The sequence below is a fragment of the Streptomyces sp. ITFR-6 genome, from assembly GCF_031844725.1.
Classification (GTDB): Bacteria; Actinomycetota; Actinomycetes; order Streptomycetales; family Streptomycetaceae; genus Streptomyces.
Map to the genome: position 1 here is coordinate 466,098 of NZ_CP134612.1, position 12,735 is coordinate 478,832.

Annotated in this window: 12 protein-coding genes; 4 read left to right on the forward strand and 8 right to left on the reverse strand. The window is 71.2% G+C overall.

Going from position 1 to position 12,735, the window contains the following annotated elements; all coding sequences use genetic code 11:
- Positions 1–5: 5 nt before the first annotated feature.
- From RLT59_RS01920 to RLT59_RS01930, 3 genes are read right to left on the reverse strand one after another with little or no spacing between them, the layout of a single operon-like run.
- Positions 6–533 (reverse strand): MMPL family transporter, encoded by a 528-nt coding sequence (locus tag RLT59_RS01920; protein WP_311301724.1) that lies wholly within the window; start codon positions 531–533, stop codon positions 6–8.
- Positions 530–1,519 carry an MMPL family transporter gene (locus tag RLT59_RS01925; protein WP_311301725.1) on the reverse strand — a complete coding sequence of 330 codons (990 nt, stop codon included), beginning with the start codon at positions 1,517–1,519 and terminating at the stop codon, positions 530–532. Before RLT59_RS01925 ends, RLT59_RS01920 begins: the two co-directional genes overlap by 4 nt.
- Complete coding sequence (locus tag RLT59_RS01930) at positions 1,507–1,644, reverse strand: hypothetical protein (protein ID WP_311301726.1); 138 nt, start codon at positions 1,642–1,644, stop codon at positions 1,507–1,509. The genes RLT59_RS01925 and RLT59_RS01930 overlap by 13 nt, the downstream gene beginning before the upstream one ends.
- 324 nt (positions 1,645–1,968) lie before the next feature.
- Here RLT59_RS01930 and RLT59_RS01935 point away from each other — a divergent pair, with 324 nt between their 5' ends.
- Genes RLT59_RS01935 through RLT59_RS01945 form a run of 3 tightly spaced genes read left to right on the forward strand, consistent with a single transcriptional unit; the run spans position 1,969 to position 5,509 of the window.
- Complete coding sequence (locus RLT59_RS01935) at positions 1,969–3,228, forward strand: lycopene cyclase family protein (RefSeq protein WP_311301727.1); 1,260 nt, start codon at positions 1,969–1,971, stop codon at positions 3,226–3,228.
- Positions 3,225–3,953 (forward strand): class I SAM-dependent methyltransferase, encoded by a 729-nt coding sequence (locus RLT59_RS01940; protein WP_311301728.1) that lies wholly within the window; start codon positions 3,225–3,227, stop codon positions 3,951–3,953. Before RLT59_RS01935 ends, RLT59_RS01940 begins: the two co-directional genes overlap by 4 nt.
- A gap of 56 nt (positions 3,954–4,009) precedes the next feature.
- Positions 4,010–5,509: an FAD-dependent oxidoreductase gene (locus RLT59_RS01945; protein ID WP_311301729.1), complete on the forward strand. Its 1,500-nt coding sequence runs from the start codon at positions 4,010–4,012 to the stop codon at positions 5,507–5,509.
- A gap of 75 nt (positions 5,510–5,584) precedes the next feature.
- On the opposite strand, the gene RLT59_RS01950 is transcribed toward RLT59_RS01945, so the two are convergent.
- Genes RLT59_RS01950 through RLT59_RS01965 form a run of 4 tightly spaced genes read right to left on the reverse strand, consistent with a single transcriptional unit; the run spans position 5,585 to position 10,392 of the window.
- On the reverse strand, positions 5,585–6,601 hold the full coding sequence (locus RLT59_RS01950) for a Rieske (2Fe-2S) protein (RefSeq protein WP_311301730.1): 1,017 nt from the start codon (positions 6,599–6,601) through the stop codon (positions 5,585–5,587).
- Positions 6,598–7,620, reverse strand: a complete 1,023-nt coding sequence (locus tag RLT59_RS01955; RefSeq protein WP_311301731.1) for a phytoene/squalene synthase family protein — start codon at positions 7,618–7,620, stop codon at positions 6,598–6,600. Before RLT59_RS01955 ends, RLT59_RS01950 begins: the two co-directional genes overlap by 4 nt.
- Positions 7,621–7,633: 13 nt before the next feature.
- Positions 7,634–9,142 (reverse strand): phytoene desaturase, encoded by a 1,509-nt coding sequence (locus tag RLT59_RS01960; protein ID WP_311301732.1) that lies wholly within the window; start codon positions 9,140–9,142, stop codon positions 7,634–7,636.
- Positions 9,139–10,392: a polyprenyl synthetase family protein gene (locus RLT59_RS01965; protein WP_311301733.1), complete on the reverse strand. Its 1,254-nt coding sequence runs from the start codon at positions 10,390–10,392 to the stop codon at positions 9,139–9,141. The genes RLT59_RS01960 and RLT59_RS01965 overlap by 4 nt, the downstream gene beginning before the upstream one ends.
- A 406-nt stretch (positions 10,393–10,798) precedes the next feature.
- Between RLT59_RS01965 and RLT59_RS01970 the strand changes: the two genes are divergently transcribed.
- Positions 10,799–11,410, forward strand: coding sequence for a Dps family protein (locus tag RLT59_RS01970; RefSeq protein ID WP_311301734.1), 612 nt, complete (start codon positions 10,799–10,801; stop codon positions 11,408–11,410).
- 160 nt (positions 11,411–11,570) lie between these two features.
- On the opposite strand, the gene RLT59_RS01975 is transcribed toward RLT59_RS01970, so the two are convergent.
- On the reverse strand, positions 11,571–12,647 hold the full coding sequence (locus tag RLT59_RS01975; protein ID WP_311301735.1) for a sulfatase-like hydrolase/transferase: 1,077 nt from the start codon (positions 12,645–12,647) through the stop codon (positions 11,571–11,573).
- Positions 12,648–12,735 lie beyond the last annotated feature (88 nt).

Consider the following 12,735-nt stretch of genomic DNA (forward strand, 5'->3'; position numbering starts at 1 on the left):
GAGGGTCACCCCTTCTTGCGCGGCAAGGGGGTGCGCCACCAGTTGGCGTCGCCGAGGAGTGCGACGAGGGCCGGTGCGAGCACGCCTCGGACGATGGTCGCGTCGATGACGATGCCGAGCGCGAGCGCCGTGGCGAGGATCTTGACGTCGGTGGTGGGGACGCGTGACGGGGCGACGAAGGCGAGGAACAGGATGAGTGCCGCGGAGCTGACGAGCCTGCCTGTCCGGGCGACGCCCAGCACCGTGGCGGTGTCCGTGTCGGCTCCGGCGTCGTGTTCTTCGCGGATCCGGGACAGCAGGAACACCTCGTAGTCCATCGAGAGGCCGAAGAGGAACGCGAACACGGCGATCGGGACCCAGACGGTGATCGCGCCCGCTGCCGACTGCCCGAACAGGAACTCGCTACCCAGGCCGTGCTGCCAGATCAGGACCGTGATGCCGTACGCGGCGCCGAGCGAGAGCACGTTGAGCACCAGTGCCTTGACCGGCAGCCAGAACGAACGCAGGGCTCTGGACAGGAGCAGGAACGTCACGACCCCGATGATGGCCAGCACCCAGGGCGCGTTGCCGTAGACGGCGCTGAGGAAGTCGGCGTCCTGGGCGGGCCTCCGCCGACCTGGGCGCCGGCCTTCTCGGCGGCGGTCCTGATCTGCGCGGCCGCATCGGCTCCGGCTTCCGTGGAGGTGTCCGCACGCGTCCACGCCTCGACGACGGAACGGCTGCCGTCGGTCCAGGCGGGTGGTGCGATGACGCCCGCCACTCCGTCGATACCGCCGAGTGCCTCACGGACCTTCGCCACGTCCCCGGTGACGATCTCGACAGGGTGGGCGAGACCGGCTCCGATCGACGAACCGTCCAGCTGATCCACGGCGGAGGCGGCCGGACCGCCCAGGGATGCCAGTGACTCCGTCGTGGGCCGACCGAGCCGCAGACCGAGCACCGGCGAGGCCAGTGCGAGCAGCACCACCGTGGCCGCCAGACCGGCCGCCCAGCGGTGGCGCACCACAGCGCTGCCGACCGCGTGCCACAGCTTGCTCCCGGAGGCGCGGGAGCGCCGGCCGGGCCACTCCAGCCGCCTGCCCACCGTCAGCAGGAGAGCCGGGAGCAGGGTGAGGGCGGCAGCGCCGCTCATCAACGGAATGAGCAGCCCGGTGAATCCGACGCTTCGCAGGAACGGGACGGGCAGGACGATCAGTGCCGCCAGGCTCACCGCCACGGTGACCCCGGAGAAGAGCACGGAGCGCCCGGCCGTGGACATGGCCCGCCGCACCGCCTCCTCGGTGTCGGCACCGCGGCCCAGCTCCTCGCGCCAGCGGGTCACGACGAGCAGCGCGTAATCGATCGCCACCCCCAGACCGATCAGGGCGAGCAGGTACTGGACGATGAAAGAGATGTCGGTGACGCCCGTCAGGCCCCACACGATCAGGAACGTGGTGAGGATGGACGCGGCGGCGATGAGCAGCGGCATCGGCGCGAGGGCGGATCCGAACACCACCAGCAGGACGATCAACGCGCCCACGCCGCCGAACAGCGCCCGAAGTGCTTCACCAACTGCTCGTTCGCCTCGTAGCCCGGCTGGTCCGGCAGTCCGAACTCGAAGCTCAGGGCAGCGGTCGCCTTCGGTGCGGCGTAACCGCCCACCACGGCCAGGAGCAGCCAGACTCCGAGTACCAGGAAGCGGTGCCGGATGACGAAGCCAGTCAGTGTGTGCCCGCGTGTCGTCTCTCAGGTAGAGGCTGGTTTCCGCTGATGGGGTGCTGCCTTTCGATACTTCGTCCCCACGGCCGCTTCGGATGCGGCAACGGGGAGAGGCGGTGCGCGCGATCGGGTAGGCACGATTACACGTCGTGGGCGCGTCGCACGCATCCGCGGTGCCGTCCCCTGCGGAAGTATCTCCGGCAGACAGGCGGTTCTCTCTCCGGACCGCCGGATTGCTGTAGTGACACCCGTTCGAGAGGAAGGCGCCCCGTGCTTCAGCCGGACGTCGTCATCGTGGGCGCCGGGGCGGCCGGGCTGACACTGGCCCATCAGTTGTGCGCGCCGACGGATGGCGCCCCCGTGTCGGTTGTCCTCGTCGACGCGCCCGAGGGACCGTTGCGACCACCGCCTCGCACGTGGTGCTTCTGGGAGGCCGCCGGTGGGGCGTACGACGACGTGTTGTCCGCGTCCTGGGGGCGGTTGCGCGTGACCGGCCCCGACGGGGCGGCAACCGTGACGTGCCCCGATCCGTTCCGCTACAAGATGCTCCGCTCGGACGCCTTCGAGCGGTTCGTCCAGCGGCGGCTGTCGCACGCGGCAGGCTTTTGCCGGCTGGAGGCGACGGTGACCGCGGTCGGGGACGCGCCCGGGGGCGGTGGCCGGGTGGTCGCACGCGATGCCCGGGGCGAGCGGATCCTGCTGCACGGGAGGTACGTCTTCGATTCGAGGCCGCCCACCCGGCTGCCGGCGGCGCGCACCACGCTGTTGCAGCACTTCACGGGCTGGTTCGTCGAGGCCGATGGGCCGGTGTTCGATCCGGCTACGGCGGATCTGATGGACTTCCGCACTCCGCAGCCGCCGCGGGGCCTGTCGTTCGGTTACGTGCTTCCGATGGGACCGCGCAGCGCCCTGGTCGAGTACACGCAGTTCTCGCGTGCGGTCCTGGACGCGCCGGGATATGAGCGGGCGTTACGTCACTACATCCGCGATGTGCTGGGGCTCGGTGCCCATCGGGTGACCGCTGTGGAGCGGGGCGTCATTCCGATGACCGATGGACGTTTCCCGGTGCGGGCCGGCCGGTCGGTCTTCCGCATCGGGACGGCGGGCGGGGCCACCCGTCCGTCGACCGGCTACACGTTCGCCGCTGTCCAGCGCCAGAGCCGGACCATCGCCGCGCAGGTACGCGGCGGAAGCCGGCTGCGGGTGGCATCGCCTTACGGAGCCTGGCCGCGCGCCATGGACGCCGTGATGCTGCGGGCGCTGGACAGCGGCCGGGTGGACGGCGGCGAGTTCTTCTCCGGCCTCTTCCGTACGGTCCCGGGAGAGCGGCTGCTGCGGTTCCTGGACGGTACGTCGCGCGGATACGAGGACGTCCTGGTCGGGCTGCGCACGCCGGTCGCCCCGATGCTTCGCACCGTCGTCGAACTCCCTTTCAGACCGAAGCGGCAGGCGCCTGCCGGAGCGCGGACGGCACCCCTTTCCGGCGCTCCTGCCCGTACGCCTCCTGATCAGGAAACGAGCGACCCATGACACTGCTGCGTGACGACGAATTGTCCGCCGCGTTCGACCACGGCTCCCTCGCCTACGACCGGCTCACCGCGGTCAATCCCGGCTACCGCCGTGACCTGCGGCGCTCGGCGCGCAGACTCGGGCTGGCGGGCGGAGGCCGGGGCCTGCGCCTGCTGGATCTCGGCTGCGGGACGGGAACGTCGACCGCCGCGCTCCTGACGGCGGCGCCGGATGCGGAGATCGTCGCGGTGGACGCGTCGGTGGGCATGCTCGAACGTGCCTCGGCCAAGCGCTGGCCGGGGAACGTCACCTTCGTGCACGCACCGGCGGAGGCCCTGCGCCCCTCGCAGGTGAACGGCCGCTTCGACGCCGTGTTCGCCGCATACCTCTTCCGCAATGTGAGCGACCCCGACCAGGTGCTCGACGTGGTCCGTGAACTGCTCGTCCCGGCCGGGCGGCTGGCCGTCCACGAGTACACGCTCGGCTCCGGCCGTACGCACCGGGCGGTGTGGTCGGCGGTCTGCGGCGCGGTGGTGGTCCCGGCCGGGCGGCTCACCGGAGACGCGGACCTCTACCGTCACCTGTACCGCAGCGTGCTGGAGTTCGACTCGGCCGCCGATTTCGCCGACCGGGTGCGACGCCGCGGATTCGGTCAGGTGCGGGTCCTGCCGCTGCCCGGTTGGCAGACGGGCATCACCCACACGATCGTCGCCCAGGCACCGAGCGCCGTACGGGAGCGGCCATGAGGTCCGCAAGGTCCGTTACGGACGGCCACCGTCGCGGCCGCGACCGGAGGGCCGTCATGCTCCCCGGACCCGGCGGTCGTGCTCGTTTCACCGGTGACGCGCCCTCGGTGGCCGTGATCGGCGGTGGCATCGCGGGAATCTCCGCGACGACGGTGCTGGCCGAGCGCGGTGCGCGGGTGACGCTGTACGAGCGTGAGCCGGGTCTCGGCGGCCGGCTCGCGGGCCGGCCCACCGAGATCGCCGACGGGACCACGGTCACGATGAGCCGCGGCTTTCACGCCTTCTTCCGTCAGTACTACAACCTGCGCGGTTTGTTGCGCCGGGTCGATCCGGGACTGCGTACGCTGACCAGGCTGCCCGACTATCCGCTGCGGCACAGCACGGGCCTGTACGACAGCTTCGCGCGGGTGCCGCGCACTCCCCCGTTCAGCGTCCTGGGTTTCGTCGCGCTCAGTCCGACCTTCGGCCTGCGCGACCTGGCCCGGATGAGGCCGCGGGCCGCGCTGCCCCTGTTGGACGTGCGCGTGCCCGACGTGTACGAGCAGCTCGACGAGGTCAGCGCGCACGACTTCCTGACGCGCATCCGGTTCCCGGAGGCCGCCCATCATCTGGCCTTCGAGGTGTTCTCCCGTAGCTTCTTCGCCGATCCGCGAGAACTGTCGGCCGCGGAACTGGTGTTGATGTTCCACATCTATTTTCTCGGCTCCAGCGAGGGACTCCTCTTCGACGTGCCGGACGAGCCGTTCCCGCAGGCGTTGTGGGAACCGTTGCGGCGGTATCTGGAGGGGCACGGCGCGCGGGTACGCACCGGATCGGCGGTGGAGAACGTCACCCCCCTGGTGGGTGGTGGGCACGATGTCACCGCCGGCGGCCGGACAAGGCGCCACGACGCACTGGTCCTGGCCCTGGACACCGACGGACTGCGGAAGGCCGTGGCAGCGTCGCCCGGACTGGGCGACGCGCCCTGGCGTGCGAAGGTGGACGGTCTGCGGACAGCACCACCGTTCCTCGTCTCGCGGCTCTGGCTGGACCGCCCGGTGGCGCCGGACCGCCCCGGCTTCCTCGGTACCAGCGGCTATCCCCCGCTGGACAACGTCAGTGTGCTGGACCGGTGGGAGGGCGAGGCCGCTCGTTGGGCGCGCCGTCACCGGGGCTCGGTGCTCGAACTGCACGCCTACGCGGTCTCACCGGACGCGGACCGTGCCGGGGTGCAGACGGCGGCGGTCGAACAGCTCCACCGGGTCTACCCGGAGACGCGCAGCGCCCGGGTGGTGGACGTACGGCACGAATGGCGCGCGGACTGCCCGCTCTTCCCGCTCGGCGGTTACCCGCACCGGCCTGGCGTCCGCACGCCCGACCCCACCGTGACGGTGGCGGGTGACCTGGTCCGGACGGAGCTTCCGGTGGCGTTGATGGAGCGTGCCGCGACAAGCGGATTCCTCGCGGCCAACGCGCTGTTGGAGCGCTGGGGGGTGCGCGGTCAGACGCTGTGGACGGTGCCGCGGGCCGGCCGCTCCGCGGTGCTGCGCGGGCTGGCCGCGCTCGGCACCCGGTGAGGGAAACGGCCGAGGCCGGGCGGCGCGCGGTCACAGCACCGTCCGGTGGGCCGACGGGCCGGGCGCGCGCCGCGGTCAGCCCGGGAAGCGGCCGCTGCCGCGCAGTTCCCAACGCCGTTCGGCGTACGCGAGGTCGTCCCGCCACAGCCGTCCGGCGGAGGCCCGCATGAGCGGGCGGAGCAGCGGGGCCGCCGCGCGGGCAACGGCGAAACCGCGACGGTCGGAGGCGGCCAGGAGCGCCTCCGTCACCGCGGTCCGGGGCCTGCCCATGAGGTCGGGCCCCAGCGGAGTGGCATGGGATTCGACCGCGGACCCCCGGCCCTCGCCCTCCGTGATGTGCATGACGACGGTGCGTGGTTCCGGCGCGGCGAAGAGGGCCCGCACCGGCACCACGACGCGCCCCACGATCTTGAAGGACACATCGACGGCGAACCCGTCCTCGTCCCCGTCACCCTCACCGGACGGCGTACCGGTCACTGTCAGGTCGACGAATGAGTACGGGTGGAACCAGGCGCCGTGCCACGGGTCGAGGCGATTGGCCACCACGTCTTCCGGCTCGCAGACGCCGACACCCTCGTACACGGAGTCGACGGTGTTGCCCGGCGCCGGTCGGGGCGGGAGAACCGGCCGCTCCAGTGGGGTCTCACCGCCGACATGGTCGAGGCGCACCCAGGCGAGAACCCCGTCGTCGAAGGCCGGATAGGGCTCCCAGCCGGCGAACGGCTCACCGCTCAGGGCGAGTCCGTGCCAGTGACAGACCAGGGTGCCGCACCGGACGGGGCTGTCGCGCAGCGGCGCCCCGAGGTGCGGGCACGCGCCGGGCCCGGCGCGCAGACGGCCCGAGGCATCGCGCCAGGCCACCACTTCGGTGCCGCCGACGGTCCGTCCGACCGACCGCTCGGCCGTGACGGCACGGGACGCCCCGAGGACGTACCAGTTGCCGGAGGGCCGGCCCAGCGCCCGCTTCAGCGCGTCCGCGATGACACCGGGCCTGGCGTCGCGCCAGGTCGGGGGTTGCCGGTCCCATGTGACGGCCGCGCGGCGCAGCCGCAGGGGGATCCGGTTCCGTTCGGTACGGCGGCCGCGGGTCATGCCACCTCCTCACGGACGGGTCGAGCCAGGGTCCCGGGCGCCGGCGCGGCGCTCGTCGCGGGGCGGGCCGGGGAGGTGCGGCCGGCACCCGCTCCTGCTCTGGTGGCCAGGGCCCGTACCAGTCCGTCGAGGGCCACGGCCGCCCGGTTCAGACGGGGGACCACTGCCCGTCGGTGCAGGACGGCGTAGCCGTCGTCCTCGATCGCGTCGAGGATGCGACTGTAGAGGATGAACGCGGTACGGATGCACGGGCGTGAGCGGGGCGTGAGCAGGGCGAGACCGGGGAGCGCGTCGCGGTAGACACCGCGGTTGTGAGCGGCCGCCGCTCGCATGACCCTGGTGATGCGGACGTCGCTCCGGCCGGTGGCCCTGCTCCATTCAAGGTAGTCCCGGTCCACTCCGTGCGCGGCCAGCAGATCGGCGGGCAGATAGAGCCGGCCGCGGTCGAGATCTTCCCCCACGTCCCGGAGGAAGTTGGTGAGCTGGAAGGCGACGCCCAGGGCGGCCGCGTACGGGGCCGCCTCGTGCTGCGGACCTTCGGTACCCAGCACCGGCAGCATCTGGAGACCGATCACGGCGGCCGACCCGTACATGTAGCGGCCGAGTTCCTGGTAGGAGGCGTACCCGGTCACCGTCAGGTCGCTGCGCATCGAGGTCATGAAGGCGGCGAAGTGACGGTGGTCGATGTCGTGGACGGCGGCCGTGTGGACGAGCGACCGGATGACGGGCTCTGTGCAGGGGCCGCCGCGCAGGCCGTCGTCGAGGACTTCCTGGAGACGGTGCAGCGCGTGGGCGCGTTCGTCGGGGGTGGCCGCGCTGTCGAGATCGTCCACAATGTCGTCGGCCCACCGGGCGAAGCCGTACAGGGCGTGGACCGCTGGGCGCTTCTCGACCGGGAGCAGCCGGGTCGCGAGGAAGTACGTCTTGCCGTGCCGCGCGTTGAGCCGGCGGCACGCCGTGTACGCGGCGCGCAGAGCGGGCTCGTGGATGCCTGCCGCGTCGAGTTCACGAGGCGTCATGCGGGCCTGCCCTTCAGGAGGGGGGACGTGGACGGGGCCGGCCGGAGCGAGGGCCGGTGATCCTCTCTGCGGCCAGCTTTCCCGAGATCAGCACGGTGGGCACGCCGACGCCCGGCGTGGTGCCGCAGCCGGCGAGGACGGCGTTCTCGGTGCCCCGTATGAGGTTGCGCGGGCGGAAGGGCCCCGTCTGGGGAAAGGTGTGGGCGGCGGAGAAGGGTGTGCCGGCCGTGTGTCCCTGGGCGGTCCAGTCGATGGGGGTGACCAGGCCCTCCTCCTCGATCGCGGAGCCCAGCCCGGCCATTCCGCGCTGTTCGAGGGTGGTGAGCAGGGTGTCGCGGTAGCGGGGTGCCAGTTCGCGCCACTCGCCGGTGCCCGGTCCGACGTCCGTGTTCGGGCACGGCGCCAGGATGTAGTGGAGGTGTCTGCCGGGCGGAGCCAGATCCGGGTCCGTCGCGGTGGGCCGGGTGATGAGCAGGGAGGGGTCCGACATCAGGGATCCGTGGGTGAGTTCACGGAAGGTCTCTTTCCAGGCCGCGCCGAACGAGATGGTGTGGTGGGCGAGGCCGGGCCAGGTGCGGTCGGTTCCCGCGTGCAGGATCACCGCGGACGGGGAGTGGCGCAGGGCAAGGGGGCGGCGGGGGCTGCGACCGAGCAGTCGGTAGCTGACGGGCAGATCCGGCGTCAGGACGACGGCATCGCAGGCGATGCGCTGCTGGTCGGTGACGACGGCGGTGATCCGTTCTCCGGACCGCTCCAAACGGGTGACGGTCTGCCCGTAGTGGAATGCGGCGCCCGCCTCGGCCGCCGAGCGGGCCATCGCGTTGGGCAGTGCGTGCATGCCGCCCCGGGGGAAATAGACCCCTGCGATGGTGTCCATGTAGGCGATGACGGCGTACGCGGCCAGCGCGCGGGCCGGGGGCACACCCGCGTACAGGGCCTGGAAGGTGAAGACCCGGCGCAGCCGCTCGTCCTTGATGAAGTGTCCGACGCGCGCGTCGAGCCGTCCGAAGCCGCCGAGGGCGGCGAGCCGGGCCAGGTCGGGGTGGAGGAGCTGAAGCGGGGAGTCGAAGTTCGCGTCGATGAACCGGCGCATCTGTACGGCGTAGAGGCGCGTCAGCCAGGTCCGCAGCCTGCGGTAGCCGACGGCTTCCCTGGCGCCCGCGAACTGCTCGACCGCGGCTTCCATGGCCGCCGGTTCCGTGTGCACGTCCAGTTGGGTCCCGTCGGCGAACCGTGCCCGGTAGGCGGGGTGGAGAGGGATCAGCTCCAGCCGGCCGGCCAGAGTGTGGCCGACTGCCGCGAAGGCCTCCTCGACCAGATCCGGCATGGTCAGCACGGTCGGACCGGTGTCCATGCGGTAGCCGCCGCGCTCCAGCAGCCCGGCCCTTCCGCCGGGCGAGGAGTCGCGCTCCACCACGGTGACCTGCCGTCCGGCGCCGAGCAGGTGGAGCGCGGCGGACAGTCCCGCCAGCCCGGCTCCGACCACCACCACGTGATCGGTGGGGCCCTTCACGGTCATCACCGGGCTGTGCCCCCTTCTGCCGGGCCGGTCTCGCCGGAAGGGGAGGAGGAGCCCGTCTCCGGGGACGGGCCGGGCCGGGTCCTCGCTTCCGCCGATGGCGTCGTGCCGGCTCCGGTGACGCTTTCGAACAGGCCGAGCAGGCGGTTTCCGGCGTACGGCTCCACTGAGGCCTCGGCCAGATGGCGTGCCGCGTGCTTCATGAGCCGGCCGGCTCTGTCCTCCATCTCGGCGCGGGCCCCGGTGGTCACGAGTACGTCGCGCACCTCGGTCAGGGTTTCGTCCGAGAGGTCGGCCCGGCCCAGCGCGTCGTCGAGGACGGCGCGCGCACCGCTGGTTCCGGCTCGCGACCGGGCCACGGCCATCAGGCAGGTCGGTTTCCCCTCGCGGATGTCGCCACCCGAAGGCTTGCCGGTCTTGCCGGGGTCACCGAAGACGCCCAGCAGATCGTCGCGGATCTGGAAGGCGAGGCCGGCGCACCGGCCGGCCGCCGACAACGCGCGAGTGGCGTCCTCCGAGGCACCGGCAAGGGCAGCTCCCAGCGCCAGTGGACGGGCAACCGAATACAGGGCGCTCTTCAGGTACGCCGTTCGCAGGGCGCGGGCCTCGGACCGTGTGCCGGTGACCTGCCCGTGCAGGTCGAGGTACTGCCCGGCCACCATCTCGGTCCTCATCGCCCGCCAGACCGCGGACACGCGCTGCCTGGCCGCCGGGCGCATGACCGTCTCCGCGACGGTGTCGTCCGCCCAGGCGAGAGCCAGGTCACCGAGGAGCACGGCAGCGGATCTGCCGAATGAGTCCCGCAGCTTCGGGCCGCACGAAAGGCCGGGGCTCTCCGCGAAGTCGACATGCATGGCGGGGCGGCCCCGGCGCAACGACGAACCGTCCATCACGTCGTCCTGGACCAGCGCGCACGTCTGGACGAGTTCGACCGCCACTCCCAGGCGCAGCGCGGGCTCGACGTCCACGGCCTGTGAGCCCGCGGCGGTCGCGCGCATGCCCCACCAGATGAACTGGGAGCGCATGCGACTCCCGCCGCCGAGGGTGAAGCCGGCGAGGCGTTCGGCTACGTCACGGGAGAAGACGGCGTCGATCGCGGAGGCCTGATCGAGCTTCTCACCGAGGACAGCCTGTGCGGTGCGCAGGACAGCTCCGGCTACGTCCTGGTCCACCAGGCCAATGGCGCCGTGCCGTGGCCCGGCACCGTCGTGCACCGGGTTGCGGCCCCGGCCGGTGTGAGCGGCACCGTCCATCGTCTCTGTCTCCGAACGCGGGGGGCCTTGGGAAAAGGACTGCCCCTTGGCCCGGCTTCGCAGCATCACCATGTCCTCCGGTCGGCGGGTTCGGCGCACTCCCACTCCTCATTCCGTACTGCGAGGCGTTCGGATGCACGGAATAACGAATTTCCGCTACGGATTGGGCCGACCGGCCGTACGAGAGGGCCAAAGGTTCAGCAGCGGCCGCATACCTCTGCATCCATTGTGCTGCATAAGCCGGTATCGATCGCGCAGGGCGCAGCGACCGGGTCTCCCCTGACCAGCGGTGACCGGATCGCAGGCCTGACGTCGAACACCTCTCTCAGCGACACGAACTGCTTAGTTATGGATCAGACGGGAGAGGGAAGTGGAAATGACGTCATTCGACCGACGAAGGAGTGTCATGGCGGTTCCCAGCAATCCGCGCTACACCGTTCCCGGCCTCAGCGCCAAGGAGGGAAAACAAGTTATTGCACTGCTGCACATGCGTCTGCACGCACTCAACGATCTCGCACTCACGCTGAAGCACATCCACTGGAACGTGGTGGGGCCGCATTTCATCGCCGTCCACGAGATGCTCGACCCTCAGACCGTCGCGGTGCGGGGCATGGCGGATGCCACAGCGGAGCGCATCTCCGCGCTCGGCGGCGAACCGCAGGGGACCCCCGGAGTCCTGGTGGCCGAACGCGACTGGAACGACTACGGCCTCGGCCGCGCCGACGCCCTGGCACACCTGGGCGCCCTGGACCTCGTCTACACCGGGGTCATCACCGACCACCGCTCGGCAGCGTCCGAGGCGGGCTCGCTCGACCCGGTCACCGAGGACCTTCTCATCGAGCACCTCCGTTCCCTGGAACAGTTCCACTGGTTCGTCCGAGCCCATCTGGAGAATGCCACCGGCTCCCTCTCGACGGCCGGGAAGCGGACAGAGGAGCAGGCCGCCAAGGCAGCCTCCCCCTCCCGCAAACCCCCGGCCAAGCGGCCCGCCAAGAAGCGCGGAACCGTCAAGGCCTAGGCGTTACGCAGAGGGGGCGTTGCGGGCGAGGCGGTCGGGCAGGGGGCGGTGGCGGCGGTGGTCACGACGGCTGCGTTCAGTTCGGCCGCTGCCTGGCGATCACCGGCTCAGGCCTCCGCGGCGGCCTGAGCCTCGGCATGAGCTGGAAGCCGGCGCCCGTTCAGTGTCGCTGGAGTACCAGTGGCAGCTGTTCGCCGGGATTGACGACGAGGGTGGTCCTGTTGAGGTGTCGGGTGCGGCCGTTGGCGTAGGTGGTGCCGGTTACGGTGAACGTGAGTGGGGGGCGGCCTTCGCGGAGGGTGGCCAGAGGTGCTTCGGCGTCGACCAGCCAGCGGATCAGGTTGTGGCCGAGCAGGTGGACGAGGTCCGGACGTTCGGCGGCCATGTTGCGGTTCTCGCTGATGTCGGCGGCCAGGTCGTACAACTCCCACGAAAGGTCTTCGTAGTTGTACAGCAGTTTCCACTGGCCGGAGCGGATCACCGATTGTGGGTGCTGGTTCCGGCGACCGTCGGCCAGGTAGCCGGGGAGGTGCCAGTAGAGGGCGTCGCGGTCGAGCTCGGCCGTGGCGTCGGCGAACAGGTGGCTCAGGTCCGCTCCGTCGAGCGGGCGGCCGGACGGGAGGGAGGCGCCCGCCAGTGCGGCGAAGGTGGGGTGGTAGTCGGTGACGTAGACCGGGGTGTGGTTGATGGTATTGCCGTGCACCAGTGCGGGGTTGGTACTCCAGGCGATGAGCGGTACGCGGATTCCCCCCTCGTGGAGTTCGCCCTTCTGCCCGCGAAGCGGCCCGTTGTCGGTGTAGAGGCCCAGTCCGCCGTTGTCGCCGGCGATCACCACGATGGTGTTGTCGGCCAGGGAGTGGTCTGGATTGTTCGGGTCGGCGGTGGTCCTCAGGTGGTCGACCACGCGGGCCACGCTCTGATCGAGGCCTTCACCGAGGGCGCCGTAGGCGGGAACCGAAGGGCCGGTCCCGGGCCTCTTGGCCTTGTATTTGGCCAGCAGGTCGGCGCGCGCCTGCGCGTCGGCGACCGGCGCGTGTACCGCGTAGTGGGCCATGAACGCGAAGAACGGGCCGTTCTTGTGCCGGTCCACGAAGTCGATGGTGGCGTCCGCGACGGCGTCCGTGACGTGCTTGGGGGTCCCGACGAGCCCGTTGACCGCGGCCGGATCGGCGCCGACCGCTCCCGGGCTTCCGCCGTGAGGCAGCCGCTCGGGAGGAGCGGCAAAGGTCGCTCCCACGCGTCAGAATGCCCGGTCGGCACCTCCGAGAGGCTGAAGATCGCATTCGCGGGTACCCGGTGTCCATGAAGACTTCCATGGTCACACC